The organism is Lentimicrobium sp. L6 (genome assembly GCF_013166655.1).
GTDB lineage: Bacteria > Bacteroidota > Bacteroidia > Bacteroidales > UBA12170 > UBA12170.
This window is the reverse complement of the sequence record NZ_JABKCA010000046.1, coordinates 25,825-45,999: the sequence shown is the minus strand read 5'-3', so window position 1 is coordinate 45,999 and position 20,175 is coordinate 25,825. Positions and strand designations below refer to the sequence as shown.

General features: G+C 33.8%; 15 protein-coding genes. 9 read left to right on the top strand and 6 right to left on the bottom strand.

Annotated elements, in window-relative coordinates; all coding sequences use genetic code 11:
- Positions 1-278: 278 nt before the first annotated feature.
- Positions 279-692: a hypothetical protein gene (locus HNS38_RS12470; protein WP_172279890.1), complete on the top strand. Its 414-nt coding sequence runs from the start codon at positions 279-281 to the stop codon at positions 690-692.
- Positions 693-759: 67 nt separating this feature from the next.
- Here the strand turns inward: HNS38_RS12470 and HNS38_RS12465 are convergent, their stop codons facing one another.
- The 4 genes from HNS38_RS12465 to hydE form a co-directional block, all read right to left on the bottom strand.
- Complete coding sequence (locus HNS38_RS12465) at positions 760-1,923, bottom strand: iron-containing alcohol dehydrogenase (RefSeq protein WP_172279888.1); 1,164 nt, start codon at positions 1,921-1,923, stop codon at positions 760-762.
- A 501-nt stretch (positions 1,924-2,424) separates the two neighbouring features.
- Entirely contained in the window at positions 2,425-4,323 is a 1,899-nt protein-coding gene (locus HNS38_RS12460) for a sigma-54-dependent Fis family transcriptional regulator (RefSeq protein WP_172279886.1), read from the bottom strand.
- 86 nt (positions 4,324-4,409) lie between these two features.
- Positions 4,410-5,090 carry a 2-C-methyl-D-erythritol 4-phosphate cytidylyltransferase gene (gene ispD, locus HNS38_RS12455; RefSeq protein WP_172279884.1) on the bottom strand — a complete coding sequence of 227 codons (681 nt, stop codon included), beginning with the start codon at positions 5,088-5,090 and terminating at the stop codon, positions 4,410-4,412.
- 119 nt (positions 5,091-5,209) lie between these two features.
- Positions 5,210-6,298: a [FeFe] hydrogenase H-cluster radical SAM maturase HydE gene (gene hydE, locus HNS38_RS12450; protein WP_172279882.1), complete on the bottom strand. Its 1,089-nt coding sequence runs from the start codon at positions 6,296-6,298 to the stop codon at positions 5,210-5,212.
- A 272-nt stretch (positions 6,299-6,570) separates the two neighbouring features.
- On the opposite strand from hydE, the gene HNS38_RS12445 reads away from it, so the two are divergent.
- Positions 6,571-7,353 carry an aminotransferase class IV gene (locus tag HNS38_RS12445; RefSeq protein WP_172279862.1) on the top strand — a complete coding sequence of 261 codons (783 nt, stop codon included), beginning with the start codon at positions 6,571-6,573 and terminating at the stop codon, positions 7,351-7,353.
- A gap of 63 nt (positions 7,354-7,416) precedes the next feature.
- Here the strand turns inward: HNS38_RS12445 and HNS38_RS12440 are convergent, their stop codons facing one another.
- Positions 7,417-11,184, bottom strand: a complete 3,768-nt coding sequence (locus HNS38_RS12440) for a DEAD/DEAH box helicase (RefSeq protein ID WP_172279860.1) — start codon at positions 11,182-11,184, stop codon at positions 7,417-7,419.
- Positions 11,185-11,370: 186 nt separating this feature from the next.
- Here HNS38_RS12440 and HNS38_RS12435 point away from each other — a divergent pair, with 186 nt between their 5' ends.
- From HNS38_RS12435 to HNS38_RS12405, 7 genes are all read left to right on the top strand, one after another.
- On the top strand, positions 11,371-12,009 hold the full coding sequence (locus tag HNS38_RS12435) for an HAD family hydrolase (RefSeq protein WP_172279857.1): 639 nt from the start codon (positions 11,371-11,373) through the stop codon (positions 12,007-12,009).
- A gap of 173 nt (positions 12,010-12,182) precedes the next feature.
- Positions 12,183-12,794, top strand: a complete 612-nt coding sequence (locus HNS38_RS12430) for a hypothetical protein (protein ID WP_172279855.1) — start codon at positions 12,183-12,185, stop codon at positions 12,792-12,794.
- A gap of 78 nt (positions 12,795-12,872) precedes the next feature.
- Positions 12,873-13,430 (top strand): PepSY-associated TM helix domain-containing protein, encoded by a 558-nt coding sequence (locus HNS38_RS12425; protein WP_172279853.1) that lies wholly within the window; start codon positions 12,873-12,875, stop codon positions 13,428-13,430.
- 92 nt (positions 13,431-13,522) lie between these two features.
- On the top strand, positions 13,523-14,134 hold the full coding sequence (locus HNS38_RS12420; protein WP_172279851.1) for a DUF1684 domain-containing protein: 612 nt from the start codon (positions 13,523-13,525) through the stop codon (positions 14,132-14,134).
- Positions 14,135-14,147: 13 nt separating this feature from the next.
- On the top strand, positions 14,148-15,575 hold the full coding sequence (locus HNS38_RS12415) for a TlpA family protein disulfide reductase (protein WP_172279849.1): 1,428 nt from the start codon (positions 14,148-14,150) through the stop codon (positions 15,573-15,575).
- Positions 15,576-15,596: 21 nt separating this feature from the next.
- On the top strand, positions 15,597-16,136 hold the full coding sequence (locus HNS38_RS12410) for a peroxiredoxin (RefSeq protein ID WP_172279847.1): 540 nt from the start codon (positions 15,597-15,599) through the stop codon (positions 16,134-16,136).
- 376 nt (positions 16,137-16,512) lie between these two features.
- Positions 16,513-19,311 carry a T9SS-dependent choice-of-anchor J family protein gene (locus HNS38_RS12405; protein WP_172279845.1) on the top strand — a complete coding sequence of 933 codons (2,799 nt, stop codon included), beginning with the start codon at positions 16,513-16,515 and terminating at the stop codon, positions 19,309-19,311.
- 94 nt (positions 19,312-19,405) lie between these two features.
- On the opposite strand, the gene HNS38_RS12400 is transcribed toward HNS38_RS12405, so the two are convergent.
- Positions 19,406-20,119: a pseudouridine synthase gene (locus HNS38_RS12400; protein ID WP_216663712.1), complete on the bottom strand. Its 714-nt coding sequence runs from the start codon at positions 20,117-20,119 to the stop codon at positions 19,406-19,408.
- Positions 20,120-20,175: the final 56 nt, after the last annotated feature.

Below are 20,175 nucleotides of genomic sequence, written 5' to 3'. Positions count from 1 at the left end.
GTGAAGATGTAAATAGAAATATGTTTTTGTCTAGTTCTTGGATTAGTCAATTGTCGGAATATCATAATGAGTTTGATTATATATTCACTGATGAGGATTACGAAGAGGCTTTGGAGAAAGAGTAAAAATGCAGCCTACTTGGAGTCTAATATTATTAAATTCTCCTATGGCTTAACAAGTTTAAGAACAAAACTCAAAGCCCATAAGCCTTCAAATATGACTGATAAACATATTGATGTTTATTTGAATTTTTTCTTTAATTTATAAATCTGTTAAATATGAAAAATATAATTGCATTAATTATTATAGTAATATTAGTTGCTTCATGTCAGGATCCTAGTTATAGCGGAGACTACTTTATAAGAAATAATTCAAGCCATTCAATTGATATTTATTTGTATAACAAAGGAAAATTAAGAGAGCCTATTATTCTAGATGTAGGTGGCTATAACAAGGAGCATCGCTCAGATAGATCTGGTGTGGTTCCCCCTCCAGTTTTTTATGCTGATTCATTACAAGTTGTTTTTAACGACACTGTTTCTATAACACATTTTAGGGTGGCGAATCAAGATATTTCAAGAAACATGTTTTATTCAGAATCGTGGTCTGGTGGTCAGTTAAATGATTATGATTACCAATATGATTATATATTCACTGATGTCGATTACGAAGAGGCATTGGAGAAAGAGTAATAAAAAAATAGGAGGCTGTAATTTACACAGCCTCCATTTCAAATACTCTAATTCAATGGCAATTAAATTAAAATTTCACTTCTCCATAAAAGGCTGATGAATATAATTTCATGAAGTCTTCTTTGGTGGTTTCTTTTGGATTACATCCAGTGCAGGCATCTAAAACTGCATTCTCAGAAATTCTTTCTAAGTTATCGGTAAAGTCTTTTTCTTCCACACCAAACTCTTTTAAAGTTTTAGGTATTTCCAATTGCTCGTTCATTTTCTGAATTTGAAGGATATATTCATCCACTAATTCTTTATCTGTATTTCCTTTTAATCCAATGAATCTTGCAATTTCAGCATATTTAGCTTCAACTGATGTTCTGTTGTATTCTAATACATAAGGAAGATAAATAGCATTGGCACAGCCATGAGGAACATGGAAAATAGCACCAGATTTATGAGCCATACTGTGGCAAATTCCCAATAGAGCATTGGAGAAAGCCATTCCTGCTAAACATTGTGCGGTATGCATTTTATCTCTGGCTTCTTCTTTTCCATTATAGGAATCCATCAAGTTATCAAAAATCATTTTAATAGATTTTAGAGCCAAAGGATCTGAAAAGTCAGAGGCATTAGAAGCTACATAAGCTTCAGTGGCATGAGTTAAAGCATCAATTCCAGTAAAAGCTGTTAATTGCTTTGGCATATGATAGGCAATTTCAGGGCAAAGGATAGCGATATCTGGAGTGATTTCGAAATCAGCTAAAGGATATTTAATTCCTTCTGAATAATCTGTGATAACTGAGAAAGCAGTTACTTCTGTTGCAGTTCCACTGGTAGTTGGGATGGCAATGAACTTGGCTTTATTTCTAAGTTCAGGAATATTGAAAGGCTTGGCAATTTCTTTGAAATCGGCTTCTGGATGTTCATAGAAAACCCACATGGCTTTTGCGGCATCAATAGGAGAGCCCCCTCCAATAGAAACAATCCAATCAGGCTGGAATTCTTGCATCATTTTGGCACCTTTCATCACTGTTTCCACTGATGGATCGCACTCCACTCCCTCGATCAACTGAGTTTCTATTCCGGCTTCTGCTAGATAGTCTTCAAGTTTCTGTAAATATCCGAATCTCTTGATAGAGGCTCCTCCAATTACGATGCTTGCTTTTTTTCCTTTAATTGTTTTTAGTACTTCTAGAGATCCTTTTCCGTAGTAAATATCTCTTGGTAAGGTGAACCTATTCATATAGCTTGTTTTTTAAATGTTTTCAAGCTTCCTTTTTCAAGACTCGTGCCACGAAATATAAGTGATAGATATTCAGAGTGATATGGGGATTGTTTGATATTGTAGAAAATTGAGATGTACTGAATAATTACAATTGCAACTCGAAATACTGTCATAATATAGAACGGTGTCATATAATAGAACAGTGAGGTGTGAGGATATTATGACTTTTTTCTTACTCCATACTATCTGATACATGTTTCATTTTACAAAAGATTCTTCACTTCATTGCATTGTGTTCAGAAATACAGTGTGTATACTATTTTAGGATGGAAGAAGGGCTTTGCTTTTTTCAATGACAAAAGCAAAGCCCTTCTTCCTATTTCGTTGACAATAAATTGGTCATTCCGATGCGAAGCGAGGAATCTATAATAATTATTAGGATGCTATTGTTCTTATATCTAAAAATGAATTTATAATCCGCGTTAATCAGTGCAATCCGCGGATGAAATAGCTATCAAACTAATCCTGAGAAATCTGATACTTCTTCATCTTCATATACAAAGTATTTCGTCCAATATTTAAAGCTTTAGCTACTTGTGTCATATTACCATCCAATTGATTGATGGCCGCTTTAATACTATCTTTTTCTACTTCTTGAAGCGTTTTTATTCTTGTAGAATGGGGGATTGAAGGAGTAAGTGGACCTGAGGTATTGTTTTCTATTCGTTTCTCGATACCCACTTGGCCATTTAGAATAACAGCCTTTTCCACAAAATTCTCCAATTCTCGAATATTTCCAGGCCATTGATAATTCAGCATTTCCTCATAAGTGCTGTCTGGAATTTGGGGTAAACTTTTGGCCAGTTTTTGCGCTTTTAACTGCAAGAAATAGCGCGTAAGAGGAATAATATCATCTCTTCTATCTTTCAGTGAAGGAATATTTATTTCTATCACATTGAGTCGATAAAATAAGTCTAGTCTAAAGTTCCCCTTATCAATTTCTACTTTCAAATCCTTATTGGTGGCAGCGATAATTCGCGTATTGATATCGATAGGTTGATTACCGCCCACTTTTACGATATAGCCTTCTTGTATGGTCCTGAGTAGTTTAACTTGCATGTCCATAGGCATTTCGCCAATTTCATCTAGAAAGATGGTTCCTCCATTTGCCAACTCAAACTTGCCTTGCTTTCCACCTTTTTTTGCGCCAGTAAAAGCACCATCCTCATAACCATAGAGTTCGCTTTCTATTAATTCGGAGGGGATGGCTCCGCAATTGATGGCCACAAAATTTGATTCTCTTCTCTCGCTTGCTTGATGTATGCTTTGTGCAAAGACTTCTTTTCCAGTACCACTTTCCCCAGTGATTAAAATGGTAGAAGGATTATTAGAAACTACTTTTGCGTATTCTACAATTTCCTTCATCTTCTGACTTTTGCAGATGATATCATCGAAACTATATTTAGCTTTTAATCCACTCACTTTATTTGCTAATTGGATAAAGCGATTGATGGCATGAAAGGTGACTAAGAATCCGGGTCTATCATGAGCTTCCGACTTCATTTTATAACAATTGAAGAAGAAGCGGTCTTGAATGTCTGGCAAATTAAATTGTTCTTCTTGATCAAAATATTGCTTCCCTTGGAGGAGGCTATGTTTGATCACATTCCATTTTTTTAATAATTCAATAAAGGGTTTGTGAATAATTAAACTTCTTTTGATATTGATAATCCTACAAGCAGTATCATTTGCCCAAAGGATATTATCCTCTTCATCTATGGCAAACACACCAAAAGAAAGGTGGTTCATTAATGCAAAAGCATAGTTTTGAGAATTCACTAATTGTTTCTGGATATCTATATTTTTCAAATGATGCTCTATAGCTTGAACCGCAGAAATAACCAAACCCAAAGTATGTGGATGCACATGAACTTTATCAGCAGTAAGGTTCAGTGTTCCAATAATCTCTCCTTTGCAATTATGTATGGGAGCGGCTGAACAAGTCCATTTATGGTAGGCAGAAACAAAATGCTCTTTGGCTGTAATCTGAACCGCCATATCTTCACTTATGGCTGTTCCCATAGCATTGGTTCCTATGCTTTTCTCATCCATATAGGCGCCTTGTATCATATTGATTTCATGGGCGGCTTTTACGGTTTCTTCTTCTCCTTTGATGTAAAGAATACAGCCTTCATGATCAGTCAAGACAATGATAAATCCAGATTGGGCTAGAATCTTATAAATATTCTCGATAAAAGGCATGGAAAGCTGTAAGAGACTATTTGAATTTTCTAGAATCCTCTGCAGTTGATGATGAGGTAATATCTTTTTAGAATAGACTCTTTCCTTTTCTACTCCAAATGCCTTACTTCGTTGATGAGAGCGAGAAATAATATCTTTTTGATGGTTGGGATTCATTGTTCATGTGGTTAATAGGAGTACAAATATATCGATTTAATAAAAGTGATAGGGGAGGCTAAGTTATCAAATTTTTAAAGGAAGGTTTAGTGAAGTAGTAAACGAGCCAGCTCCAAGTCTTCAGGATAAGTGATTTTGAAGTTCATTCTATTTCCTTCCACCCAAGAGCAAGTCCCTGTTTGGTATTTCAACACTAAATTAAAATCATCGGTAATGGTTTCAATATCATCGGAAAGAGCGGCTTCATGTGTTTTTTTAATGGTATTTAGCTGAAAGGATTGTGGCGTTTGAGCTTGTCTGTAAAGGGCTCTGTCTACATTTCCTATGATCTGATTGTCTTGGAGTTGGATGAGCGTGTCGCTAATTGGACTCAATAGATTCAGAGCATCAAATTGTTCTAATGATTCTAGGCATTGGCTAATGATTTTGTGAGTAATGAAAGGTCTGGCAGCATCGTGAATAAGTACTTTGGATTGGTCTTCCTCTACTGTGTTAACTGCTATTCTACTACTCTCAAACCTACTCGTTCCACCTTGTTTTACTGCACTTACTTTTTGATATTTTTTATTTTTAACAAGCTCCTCCGTTATTTTTAAATAATCTTTTGGAACCACCAATATAATCTTGTCAATTTGAGGGTGTTCAGAGAATTTAAGGATGGAATATTCAATTAAATATTTCTGATTGATTTCAAGAAATGCTTTAGGGGTTTCTTCTTGCATTCTATTCCCAGAACCACCGGCTAAAATTAAAGCGTAATTTTTCATCCTGTTGAGTTTTTTCTTCTGTCTTCTAACTTCTAACTTCCGTCCATATTTTTTATAATGACGAATGTTATTTGAATTAAAACCTATGTATTTCTAATGCTCTATTCTTTTATACCCAATTATTCTCCTTTTGTTCTTTTTGCAAAATGCAAGCTATCGCCCCATTCATTATAACCAATATCGCCACCAGCCACATGAATTCTGGCTTCTAAGCAGTTCTGACATTCATCGGCCTCCTCATCAATACAAGGTTTGTCTTGATAGAGAAGATAATCTTCACGGTATTTCACTGGAGTGAGATTGGGCATAATCACATTTGAACCAATGAATAAAGCTTTTTCACGCCCTTGTGGGTCAATGGCTTGCATGGCGGTAGTGGCTGCAATATTAATGTCTTTCATCATAATACGAAGCAAAGCTACCATATTTAAGGAGAGGTCGAAACGTTGCTGCAAAGTCATTAATTCATTGCGATGAGGGTATAGTGGGGTTTCTTTATGCTCTATAAATGGACCCATTCCAGCCATATCGATATCCAGTTCTTTAAAGAAAAGCAAATCATTGGCTAGGTCTTCTAGGGTTTGAAAGGGGAGTCCGATCATTACTCCCGTTCCTACTTGATATCCTACTTGTCTGAGTCTTTTCAATGCCGCTATTCTTTCATCAAAATCATGGAGGCTATCATTGGGGTGTAATTTGGAATAGTGTTCTCTATTACTGGTTTCTATACGAAGTAAATATCTTCTGGCTCCAGCGGCTTTCCATCTTTTATAAGTTTCTAGGCTTTGCTCACCACAAGAAAGAGTAATTCCCAATTCATTATTGGACATTTTCATAATTTCCTGAAGTAGGTATTCAATCTTGGCAATAAATGCTTTATCGCTTCTCTCCCCCGACTGTATCACCAAAGAAGCAAATTTATTATCGTGGGCAAATTTGGCGGCTTCTAATACTTCGGCATCCTCCAATTGATATCGGGAGGGATGAGAATTTGAAGCACGAACACCACAATAATAACAGTCTTTTTTACATTTATTGGAATATTCTATCAACCCTCTGAAATAGACTTTATTCCCGACAGTCTCATTTTTAATTTCAGCAGACTTCTTTCTTAAAAGACTTCTTTCTTCGCCTTTTAAGCCCAATAAATATACCAGGTCTTCCTTAGTGAAAGTGCTCTGATTCAGTATGTTTTCTAGTGTTTTCAATGGCTGTTATTTAGCGAACAAAGATACATTTTTTTATTTCTGGAGGCCTCTGTGAATGTTAAAGAACTGTCAAATGTTCTCTAGTTTTTTCGGATTCTATTTTAGACAAAAAAATATTTGAATGATATGATGGTTTTTCGGGTTGGATTGTTCTGATAAAAATTGAAATTGATACTTTTAGTTCCTAGACTTTTTAGATCCCATCTTAATTATTGAGTAAAACGATCTTATTTTAAAGCTTATATTTGCTATTCCCAAAAATATCAGGTGTTATGAGAAATATAGGAGTTTTAATTGGTGAAATAACTAGTCTATCAGCTCAAGAAATAGAATCTATATTTCCTACTAAATATGCCTATGAAGTCATCAGGCTGATCAACTCAAAAGCCATATTTCTCCATCATCATATCCAACGATTGGTGAAAAGCTGTTATGCTTTAAATTACCCTCCTCTAAATACGTCATTATTGGAGCGTGAGATAGAACTACTAATAAAAGAAAATGCTTTAGGGGACATCAATATAAAAATCATCATTCAAGAAGATAAAAGGGCTGTATTTCCCATAGAGAGTCATTATCCATCCAAGGAAGATTATAATAGAGGAGTCTGTTGTAGTTTATTATTCGAAGAAAGAGAAAATCCCAGCTTAAAAGTAAATCAGGCCAGTCTAAGAAAAAAAGCCAACGAGCAGATAAAGTTGGAGGAGGTTTTTGAGTCCATATTAGTCAACAAGAAAAACCAAATCACCGAGGGTAGTCGCTCCAATCTCTTTTTCATTAAGGATCATAAACTATACACCGCTCCAGACCATTTGGTTTTGGGAGGAATCACCAGATTGAAGGTATTAGAGATTTGTGAAAAACATGCAATCCCTATTGTTTTCGATTCCATAGATTATAGAGAATTATCAAAATATCAAGCCGCATTTATTTGCGGGACCTCCCCAGGAGTTCTTCCCATTCGTTCCATTGGTAATGTTCAGTTTGATGAGAAAGATGAATTACTTGGTAGAGTTCACTCTTTGTTTCATGAGGTTTTAGTTAATAATCAATAGTTAAAAGTTAACAGTGAGCAGTTCAGTCACAAACCACAAACCACAAACCACAAACAATGTAGCCTAAGAAAACAATTCCTGAATATCTTTAGTATCTAAAGTCTTCATGATGTTTTCATCAGTTTGTATAATATCGCCAGCTATTTTCTTCTTTTTATTCTGTAGGTTGATGATTTTTTCTTCCACAGTGTTTTTACAAATCATACGATAAGCGAATACTTTTTTGTCTTGGCCAATACGGTAACAACGGTCGATGGCTTGATTTTCGACAGCGGGATTCCACCAAGGATCTATAATGTATACGTAATCTGCTGCAGTAAGATTAAGTCCTGTTCCTCCTGCTTTTAAACTGATGAGGAATACCCTTAAATCGTTATTGTCTTGAAAATTATTCACCGAATTTTCCCTTTGCTTTACACTGCTTTTCCCATCGAGATATTCATAATCGATATTAATTTTATCCAATTCATCTTTTATAAGAGCCAGCATTTTTACAAATTGCGAGAATATTAAAATCTTGTGATCCCCCGTTTTGTTGGTGATATGACGGATGATTTCTTTGATTTTTATGGATTGGGTTTCTATTATATCGTTAGAATTAAGTAGAGAAGGAGAGTCACATATTTGGCGCAGGCGAGTTAAGGCTTCTAAAACCATCATTTTCGATTTATTGATGCCTTCATCTTCAATTTTATGGAGTAATTGGTTTTTAAACTCATTTCGGTAAGCATCATAGACTTTTCTCTGTCCGGCTTCCATTTCACAATAGATTATATCTTCAGTTTTATCCGGTAGTTCTTGCGCCACTTTCTCTTTTGTTCTTCTGAGTATAAATGGATGAGTTATTCTGTGTAATTCTCCAGCAATCAGTTCGTTTGCTTCTTTATCAATAGGATTGGAATAATTATCTTTAAAATTTGCAGGACTTCCAAAGAATCCTTTGTTTACAAAATTCATCTGAGCAAATAAATCGAAGGTACCATTTTCTATAGGTGTTCCGGTGAGTGCTATCCTATTTCGGGCATTGATCAGATTGGCTGCTTTATATCTTCTGGAAGCAGGGTTTTTGATGGCTTGTGATTCATCTAGCACTACATAGTTGAACTTAAATTGGCTCAGGCTTTCAATGTCGCGTAATAGAATTCCATAAGTGGTGAAAACAAGGTCGAAATCTTTGAAATGAGCTGTGTCTTTGTTTCTGTTTGTTCCATAGTAATAGGTAGCTTCTAATTGGGGGGCGAACTTTTGTATTTCGTTTTCCCAATTGAAGAGTAGGGTGGTGGGGACTATGATTAAACTCGTAGACTTTTTCTTATTGCTTTGATATTGCAGAAAAGTTAATATTTGTAAGGTCTTTCCTAATCCCATATCATCCGCTAAAATTCCTCCCCATTGCATCTCATCAAGGAAGTTTAACCAGTTTAAACCTTCTTTTTGATAATGGCGCAAATCAGCCGTAATCTCTTTTGGAATATCTGTTTTTGAAATTTCAGTGAAGCTTTGTAAACGTCTTCTTTTCTCAGCTATTTCAAGTATGACCTTTTCATCATCAATATTTTCAAAAAGCTCGTCAACCACCGAAAAGTGAAGCTTGGAGATTTCTAGCTTATCCTTCTTCACAATACCATTCCTAAAATACTTCTCTAACTTATGAAACCATTCGGAAGGTAATACTCCAACAGAACCATCAGATAATTGTATAAACCGCTGCTTATTGATCACTGCCTTCTTAATATCGCTTAAGCTGGCTTGCTTATCACCAAATCGAATATTGATATTTACATCAAACCAATCTTGACCTGAAGAAACGGAGGTGCTGATTTTTCCTTTGTATGGAGAGTATTTAAAGTTTTTCAAATCTTTGAGACCATAAACTTCGATATTGTTATTTTGAAGATGATCGAAAAATTTATAAAACCACATGTTTTCAGTAAAATCGCTGTGATGAAGATAAAACAGCTTGCGGTTTTTTTGTAACTCAAATTTGGGATGTAACTGAGCCAATACTTCAATAAAATCATCCTCAAGTTCGAAATTCCTTTTGTATTCTGTAATGGTGTTTCCGTTTTTTGAGAGAATATGGCCTGTAGTATTTAAAGAGGTTGAAAAATCATTGTCATAAACCACATAAAGCGTAAATAGAATGTGTTCGTTTTTTTCGGATAGAAATAATTGCCTTCTATGAAAATCTAATTCTACAGATTCTTTTATATATGTTTGATCACTGTAATGAATTTCGAAGTTCTTAGAAATCGGTTCTATTACCTTTTTAAAGAATTGCTCTTGATGATCGGTAACCATCTTTAAATTTTCTGGAAACTGAGAAATATATTGGGCGGCCTTATAATTCTTTACAAAATGAAGATGCCCATTAATTTGGTGAATACAATTGTCTAAAACATTTTCTTCACTTTTTGTTCTATCAAATACCACATTCCCAATTTTATATTTCATTTTCAAAAGCAGAAACGATTGCTCTTTCTCTACTTCAAATTTAATGTCCAGTGGCTCTTGTGAAAGGTTAATATCTATTAAGTGTTTTTTCTTTACCTCAAAAGATGGAGTATCGGAACCATATACAAAGGTTTGACCAATTAATAAGTTATAAGTCTCTTTTAGTAATAGAAACTTTGTTTCTTCATTATTTGTATTTTCATATTGATTTAAAATACCTAGTATCTTTTCTGCTTTCGCATCTTTTTTTATCAGATTGGTTTCGCTCAGCTCGGGAAGATATTCTTTAATATGTGTTGATAAAATGGTTCCTTGCTTATTGGTTTTCCCAATGATAGGTACAATTTCAAATCCTTTGTGAAAATCCTGCGATTCATCAGATTTATCCATGTAGTTATAATAGGAATCCCATTTTTCTTTGATAACAAAACCAATTCTCCTCTCTTCGCTATTTGTATTTAGGTGATTTATGAATTCAATGTCATTGTTTATTTTATCAATTAAACTTAGGTGTTGATTCGTAAGCGTATCAATAATTGGAATAATACCACTCAATACCTTTTTTTCGTGGCAAGTTATTCCATGCGTTTTGTCAAAAATATAATAGAAATAATCTTCAAATTTGATATTTTCAAACAAACCATAGGAGTTTAAGGTTTCCTTCTCTTTTTCTAAAAGTTTTCCACTGAAGACATACTCTAAAATATCGGGACTATTTGATTTCGCAATGGAATACAAACATTGAGCTTCCTCTATAGATAAATGTTTGTTGTATGTTTTTTTAGTACTTGAAATAAAAACTTTTCCTTCAGATAAATAAAAAGTGATAATTGGTTTGTTGTTGGGCGCTATAAAAACAATAGAATTATGGTCTGTTTTTAAAGAAGAATAGATGTTATTGTAGTGATAATAAATTAATTGCTCGTATAGTGCAGTGGGTAAATTATCTTTTATAAATTGAGCAGTAATAGTGTTATAGTCAGTGATTTCATAATCTTCTCGAATTCCAACTTGATTTGAAGAAGCTATTATGGAATGTGAAAAGCTATTTTTTGATTCAAGAAGAGTTGGTTGATTTCCAATATTGTCGGACACAAAATAGAGGGCTGCAATACTGTGTTTGCATAAATTGCCCCAATCGAATGGACAGGTACATGAAGTTTCTATATTTAGATTATCCACTCCTAAAATGATAATTCGATATTTCATGGTACCATGAACAGAGAAGCTCCATCCATCAGTTCTTTCGGAATAGTCCTCAAAATCTACTTTGCCGGAACGATACATCTGCTTTCCTCGTTTTACAACTACTGAAGTGGCATGAGAATTTACATATTTATCAATATAATCTTTAGTATTTCCTAATCTAATATTCATTCTTCACATTTAATAATTCCAACCGGTAAAAGTATTTGTTTTTTCTCTCTTCTATGATATTAAAATATTTTTTTACTATCGCAACAATATGTTTTTTTATAGAGGGTCATTGATTCAGCCGAAGTTTTATTCAATAATAATAGAGTAATCATTCTTCATTCTAGGATCTCTTCTTATCTTGCAGACATGAAATTCAATCGATATAATACCGTCATATGGGACTGGAATGGAACATTGCTCAACGATGTGGATATGTGTATTAAGTGTATGAATCAACTTCTTAGATCCCGAAACATTCCTTTACTGACTAAAAAAAGATACCAAGAAGTCTTCACTTTTCCTGTTCAAGATTATTATGAAAAAATAGGTATAAACTTTAGTAAAGATCCTTTCAATATTATTGGCCATGATTTTATGGATTTGTATTTTGAAGAGCTACCCGATTGTGAACTTCATGTGGATGCAATTCCTGCTTTAATGCATTTTCAACGTCAAGGAAAGCGGCAATATATTTTATCAGCTATGGAGCATCAGGCATTGGTCAAAGCCATGAAAGACTATAAAATCGGTCACTTTTTCGAAGCCGTTTATGGTATTGATAATCACCTGGCTGCTGGAAAAATTGATAGGGGTATTCAAATGATGCGGGAATACCAGATTTCAACGAAGGAGACAATCATGTTTGGAGATACACTACATGATAAAGAAGTGGCGGATAAATTAAATTTGGATATTGTGCTAATAGCCAATGGACATCAAGATTTTAATCGTTTAAAGAAGTCAAAAATGGAAGTTTATACTGACTTAAACTCTATTTTAGTTTAATGATTCCAAAAGTATTTTTATTTATAATAAATAACATGTGTAACACATAGATAGTAAGGGTGTTATGGGCTTCGTTAAAGAGATGTTAATTATTCTTTTTGGAAGTATTCATATTGATTCTAAAATGGATAATATGTAACTATGCATTTGAATTTAAATCAAAAAAACAATCAATGAAAAAATTATTATTTAGTTTAGTTGTGATGGCTCTAATTGGGGTATCTTGTGATTGCCCAGCACCAGCTAATGAAGGAGAACAAGCTGAAAAAACAGCTGAGATGGCACCAAAAGCTTTAGATATTAACAACTTTGATGCAACTGCTGAAGGTTTAGGCGACCAAATTGTAGAAGTTACAGGAACTGTAGTCCATACTTGTAAACACGGTGGAACTAAAATGTTTATCACTGGTGATGATCCAGATTTTAGATTAAAAGTAACCGCAACAGACGAAAGCGGAAATTTCAACTTAGAAATGGAAGGTAGCGATTATGTAGTTGTTGGTATTCTTGAAGAATACAAAGTTGACATGGCTGAACTTGACAAATTAGAAGCTGATGTTTTAGCTGAAAATCCTGCTCAAGAAGAAATGAAGCATAAAGGTGGACACGAAGGTGAAGGAGATGCTCATGCAGATCATGAAGGCGATAGCCACCAAGAGGTAGAAGGTAGTTGTGCTACTGAATTAGCTCAAATTGCTGACCTAAGAGCACAAGTTAAAGATTCTGAAAAAGGGTATTTATCTTTCTACTCTATTCTTGCTAAGTCTTATAAAGAAGCAAAATAGTAAAATTAACAAGGAATAAATAAGCTTGTCGACATTCATATTTTATGAGGTGAAGGCAAGCTTTTTAAATTTATATATATGAAATTTAATTGGAGAAAATGGAATAGATTTATCCATCGTGATTTTGGATTTTTCTTTTTTGGTATGACCATTATTTATGCATTAAGTGGTATTGCCATTAACCATATAAAGGATTGGAATCCCAATTACCAAATTGAAAATTCTTATTACGAAATCAGTAATCCGGAAGTGTACAATGATGTGAATGATGAACAAGTTTATCAGTTATTAGATTTGGTTGATCAGGATGCAAAGTTTAAGAAGTATTATTATATGCGTCCTGGATTGCTGAAAATATTTATTAAAAATGGTTCAGTATTATTAAATACTGAAACAGGAGATGCTAGCGTTGAAACACTAAAAAGAAGGCCTATTTTCTTTTATATGAATTATTTACACTATAATCCAGGAAGTTGGTGGAAATGGTTCTCCGATATTTTTGCTGGAGCACTTATTATTCTTGCTATTTCAGGAATAATCATGAATAAAGGAAAGAAAGGAATAAAAGGAAGAGGAGGTGTTTATTTGGCCTTGGGAATCATTATTCCGCTCGTTTTTCTATTCTTCTTTAGATAGAGTAAAAAAGCCGTTTGAACTCAAACGGCTTTTTTATTTGTTTAACAAAAAATGAGCATTTCTATTTTCAATAGATTTCTTACTTTTACCTCATGAAAAATCTCATTTTTAGTATGCTTGTATTAATCTCTTCTATTTCTTGTCAGCCTAACCGACAAGCTTATAAAGATGAGATTATTAAAGATCGCCTTTCAAAGGATAGTACTTTTAGAGTCATTGATAAAAGCCCTTTAAGTAGTGATCAGATTGACCATTTTATTGGTCTTGAATATTTTGAAATAGATGAAAAATACATGGTGGAAGCTCATCTAGAATATGAAGATACTGGAGCGATTATTAAGCTAAAAACATCCACTGATAGATTACCAGATTATAAAGTATTTGGGAATGTAGTATTTGAGCTTGATGGGAAAAAGTTTCGATTAAAAGCATATCAAAATATTAATCATCAAAAAGATAGCTTGTATAAAGATTTTCTATTCTTGCCATTTACTGATGATAATTCTACGGTATTAACTTATGGAGGAGGCCGCTATATCGATTTTAAAATCCCTGAAACCAAGACTTTTATTGTCGATTTTAATAAGGCTTATAATCCTTATTGTGCTTATAATCACCGATGGAGTTGTGTAATTCCTCCCCGCGAGAATTCATTACCAATTGCTATAAATGCAGGGGAGAAAAAATATCCTGATGTACACTAAAATGACGAATAGTATGAAACACATAAGTTTATTAATTGCATTGATAAGTATCTCTTTTTTGGGTTTATCCCAAGTCAATTACAAATATAAATTTGAAGTAAAACTTAAAGAAAAAGCTGATTCTGTTCTCTATCTTGCCAATTATTATGGCGATAAAACCTATTTGGCCGATACTGCCTATGTAAAAGGCAAAGGAAGTTTTGTTTTTCAGAAAGATGAAAAACTTGATGGTGGACTATATATTGTGGTCGATCAGTCTAAGAAAAGCATTTTAGAGTTCTTAGTTTCTGATAGTAGAGACCTAAAGTTGGAGAGCAATGGACCAGACTATATCGCAAATATGGAAGTGACCAACAGTGCTGAAAATGTATTGTTTTATGACTACTTGAAATACTCGTCTCAACTATACGAAAAATTACAACCATTAAATGCTCGTCTAAGAGCATTGGAAAAAGGTTCTGATTCCACTCAGATAATTCGTGACCAAATTCAGGTGATTAACACCGAAATGAATGATTATAAAGAGAACCTGATAAAGGATCATCCTCAAACTTTTTTGGCTAAGTTTTTTGGTTTGATTAAAGAAGCTTCTTTTCCTGACACTTTATTAACATTACCCGATGGAAGTAAAGATTCTTCTTATCCTTTCCGTTATTATAAAGCTCATTATTGGGATGCAGTTGATTTAGGTGATGATAGATTAATCAGAACACCAGTCTTTCATAAAAAATTAGATACTTATTTTGATAAAGTGGTAAGTAAAGATGCAGATAGTATTATTTATGAAATCGATCATCTTTTGTCTCAAATGAACGAAACAGGCGATTTGTATAAGTTTACACTTTGGCACTTAACAGTAAAGTTTGACGAGAGTCAAATAATGGGGCATGATGCTATTTTAGTTTATCTTTCCGATAATTACTTTTCTAAAGGCAAAGCACCTTGGTTGCACGAAGATGTGATTAAAAACATTGTTGAAGAATCCGATAAAAGGAGAGTGGTTTTAATTGGTAATTTGGCAAAGAATATGATAATGCAAGATACCAATCTACAACCCCAGAGTCTTTTCGATATTAAAAATGAGTATACCATTATTTATTTCTGGGATCCACAATGTGGGCATTGTAAAAAGGAATCTCCAAAATTGGTAGAATTCTATAATGAATACGCTGAGAAATTGGATGTTGAAGTATATACTGTTTGCGCAGATTCAAATTTAGCAGATATGAAAAAGTATATACGTGAGAAGAAGATGAATTTTATTAATGTGAATGGACCTAGATCCTATACCACAGATTATCATGAACTCTATAATATTTTTACAACGCCAGTTATTGTGGTTTTAGATAAAAACAAGAAGATTATTGCAAAACGATTGGTTAGTGAACAATTACCCGAATTTATCGAAAATCATAAGAAAATGCGAGAAGAAAAAGATTAGAGGATTCTAAACCAGAAAGTAATGACTAGATCAACACAAACCATCCTTCTAATTATTGTATCCCTTTTTGTTTTCAGTTCACAAGCACAAAAAGTTTACGAGCATCAATACATAGTAAAGGTAGGGGATATGGCTCCCAATTTTGAAACTACACTAAGTGATGGGACTACATTTAAATTATCTGAAAATAGAGATAAAGTAATCATGCTGCAATTCACAGCCAGTTGGTGTAGTGTTTGTCGTAAGGAAATGCCATTTATAGAGAAAGACATTTGGCAAAAATTAAAAAATGATGATTTTATGGTCATAGGGATGGATTTTAAAGAAAGTCCAGAAACAGTAAACAAATTCGGTAAGGATATGAAAATTACTTATCCTTTAGGATATGATGAGGATGGTTCCATATTTCATCAATATGCCCAAGAAGGAGCAGGAGTTACCAGAAACATCATCATCAATAAAAAGGGCGAAATTATAGCTTTAACACGTCTTTTTAAGCTCGATGAGTTTAATGAGATGAAAGAATTGATATTTCAGGAACTTAAGAAAAATGGTAATTAGGTTTAACCAAAATCATATCGGATTTTAACCAATAACCTTCATACATCAATTAATAAGTTATTAGTTTTCTAGGATAATGATATAAGTATCTAGTTCAAGTACTAATGAGCAAATCAAGTCTTTTTCTACGGTAAATATTAGAAAAAACAATCTGTTTTGGTAATTAAAATTATAAAATCAGCAGGTTGTTTATATCTCTTGTTTTTTCCAAAAATAGGACAAAGTCCTTCAGGTAGCCATTCTATCAAAATATTCCAAAAACCGCACAATGTCCATAATATGGAGTTGTGAGTCTAAGCGTCTAATATATAAACAGTTCGGATGGAGAGTTGCATTAAGATGTAAATTTATGCGTTGAATGTAAAACAAACTATCTATGATTAAGCGAATATTTGATTTATTAGTTTTCATACTTTTTTTCACCTCCTTAAATGCACAAAATGTTATTGGACAGAAAATAGACAATGATAAAACTCAGTCTGAATCTTCAGATATATCGATGCAAAATGATTCAGCCAATAAGCAGACAAAGCAAAAAAACAGTTATATTCTACCTTTTTTAGAATATTTCGACAATGGAACTTTCCCGCCAACCGACTGGATCACATATAGAGGTATTAATGGGGCAGGTATAAATTATGATTGGGATATTAATAAGAATGGTGGTTATGACAAAAATGGAGCCATGGTATATTGGGAAAATATAGGTGGAACAATACTTGAAGATTGGCTAGTAAGTCCATTAATTACCCTTGGGTCGATTTCAACCTTATCTTTCTTTGAAAAGCAAGATTATACTACTGAATATGGAAGTGATTATAGTATAAGGATTTCCACCAATTCTCAAAGCTTGCATTCTGATTTTAACATCATTGCTAGTTATGGAGAATCTTCATTTTCAACTGCATATTCATTAAGAGAAATAGACTTAAGTGCATTTGATGGACAAAGTGTTTATATTGCTTTTGTTATGACTAATGATGATGGCGATTCTTGGTATATTGATAATGTATCAATTGACGAATCCAATACAATAGGAGGAGGGAAGTTGTTGATTTCAGAAGTGGCTTACCCAGTAAATGAGGCGGAAGGTAGGTTTGTTGAGCTTTATAATGCAGGTGATGAAACCATTGATTTAACAAGCTATTATTTAGGATTCTATAGAAATACACAAAGAATTAACCTTGTGGGGTCCATCGAACCAGGCGAAAAGTTTATTTATGCACCTAATGCCATTGATTTCTATAGAACTTATGGCTTTACTGCCAATCAATCAGATGGTGGAATTGATCCTTCATGGTTAAATGGCACTGATGCCATTATACTGCTTTACAAAAGGAATAAAGCAGCTTATACTAGGCTGGATACCTATGGAGTAATAAAAGCTGATGGTACAGGGAAGGAATGGGAATATATTAATAAACATGCAGTTAGGAAAGCGAATATTATAGAAGACCAGAATTCAATGATTTTAGACGAATGGATTATTAGTACGGCCTACGCCACAAATTATTATGATGTTACTCCTGGTATTCATAATGAATACTATTATTGGAATGGCCAAAATGATACCGACTGGGATAATTATCAAAATTGGACCGTCTCTAGTAAAGGAACTTCATTTGTTCCAGATGCTGGTGCCAATGTAGTCGTTCCTTCAGGAAGTGCGAACTCACCCAGCTGGGCTCTTTACCGCTTCCCATACTTTTTCAACACCCTAACTATTCAACCAGGTGCTAATTTCACTGTTGCATCTGACAATATTTTAAAAGTCACGAATGATGTTACTGTTGCTAGTGGAGCGACTCTTAGTATTGAATCGGACGCGGCTGGAGCGGCAACTTTTATTCCTGAAGGAACAGTAATTGGAGATGCAAAGGTTGAGAGATATATGGCTACGATTAGTGGAATCCCAGATAATGGAATATGGCATTTGTTTTCTCCTGCTGTTTCTGATTTTCAATCAGGAGATTTAATGAATCAATACTTAAAATATTGGGATGAACCAGTTGGTAATTGGGCATACATTAGTACTACCGACGAAATTCTATCAGCTGGTAAAGGCTATGCTCTTATGTTATTAGATAATTTTGGTCACACTGTCAATGTAACTGGAAAGCTGAATACGGGTGATGTCACTATTCAAAATTTAGATTTTACAAGTGGAGCTGGATGGGAAGGTTATAATTTAGTTGGAAATCCGTATACCGCATCAATGGATTGGGGAGTGATTCAAGATAATTTACCATTAGGAATAGATAAAGCCATACATTATTGGGATGTTGAGAATGGTCAGTATATCTTTTATAATAATGGAGTTGGAACAGCATCTAGGTTTATCCCAGCCGGACAAGCTTTCTTTATTCACGTAAACGAGCCCAATTTAGATATCACATTTACGCCAGATTCAAGGGTTGCTGATAGCTCACATTTGTATTATAAATCAAATAAAGGGAAGATTTATGATGAATATCAACCAGAAGTTAAGGAGCAACTAAACCAATTAGTAGTTGAAACTTCAACAAGTTATGGGGTGACGGATAAAGTGTTTTTGAAGTTTCATGAAAAAGCAACATCAGATTATGATGGACATTATGATGCTATAAAATTCACCTCTAATAATGATAAGATTGCAGATGCATGGCTCTCTTTTCAGAACAATGATTATAGCATCAATACTTTACCTGTCAATATGATCGAAGGAAGGTATGACATGTCTATCAGGTTTGGAAAACAAGAAAGCTACTCGCTAACATTTCATGGTATAGACTCTTTTGAGGAAGACCAGCCAATTAATTTATACGACAAAACAACAAGTTCTTATTATGATTTAAGGAAATATACCAAACTTAACTTCTATAATACTGACAACGTAATTGAAAACAGATTCGAAATTGTGTTTGCCGAGGGTGTTGGCATAGAAGAAAAATTAGCAGATAATACCTGGCTGATATTTGCAAGTAAAGGAGCATTAACTATAAAAAACACACTTGAACTTTCTGAAAACAACACCTTTTCATATTCTATATATACTGTTGAAGGTAAGTTGATAGCATCTTATGATTATGAAAAAGAAGTGATTAATAAATATCATAATGTGACTTCCGGAATTTATGTAATAAAACTCATTACAGAGCATCAGCAAATCACAAAAAAAGTGTGGCTATCCAAATAGGAATTTCTTTCAATTGGCTAGCGATTTAGTCTTCTATAAATCAGATTTTTGTTTTCTTGTTTTTGATTTTATTTCTGAATTTCAAATTCTTAGCTCATAGATTTGATAAATCTCTGAAAGTATCATTTTTTAATCCAAGGAATTGAGTGGTCCTTAAGAACTCTTCTGAAGGTTGAGCAATAATATTGGTTTTCTTATTAGTGATAGGGTGAAAAAATGTAATCGAACGCGCATGCAGCATCATGCTCATCATATTCCACTTTTCTTTGAATAGTTTATTCTGCTTATTGCAACCATGTGGTCTGTCGCCTATGATGGGATGATGAATATGAGCCAAATGTTTTCTAATCTGATGCATTCTACCACTTAAAGGCTCCACATTTAAAAGCGAATAACGAGATGTTGGATGCCTCGAAAATGGAATTTCAAGTTCGCTACGATCCACAGTTTTATATTTGGTGATGGCTTCTTGTAATTTGCCATTTTCTTTTTTCAGAGGATAATCTATTAATTCTTCATCTGGTGTAAAACCTCTAACGATGGCCAAATATCTTTTATCCACTTTGCCTTCAGAAAATTGTTGTTGCATAAGGCTGTCGGTATTTTCATCCAAGGAGAATAATAAAATACCACTTGTTTTACGGTCGATGCGATGAGCGGGAAATACTTTTCTGCCTAATTGGTTACGCAATATTTGTAAGGCAAATTCAGTGGCGTCATTTGCAATCTTGGTACGGTGAACCAGCAGACCATTGGGTTTATTGATAGCCACTAGGTAATCGTCTTGGTATAATATTTCTAATTTCAAAAGCAGTAAATTTATTTATTTATTCCAACGCTTAAGTACTAGTTGTTAACTTTGAA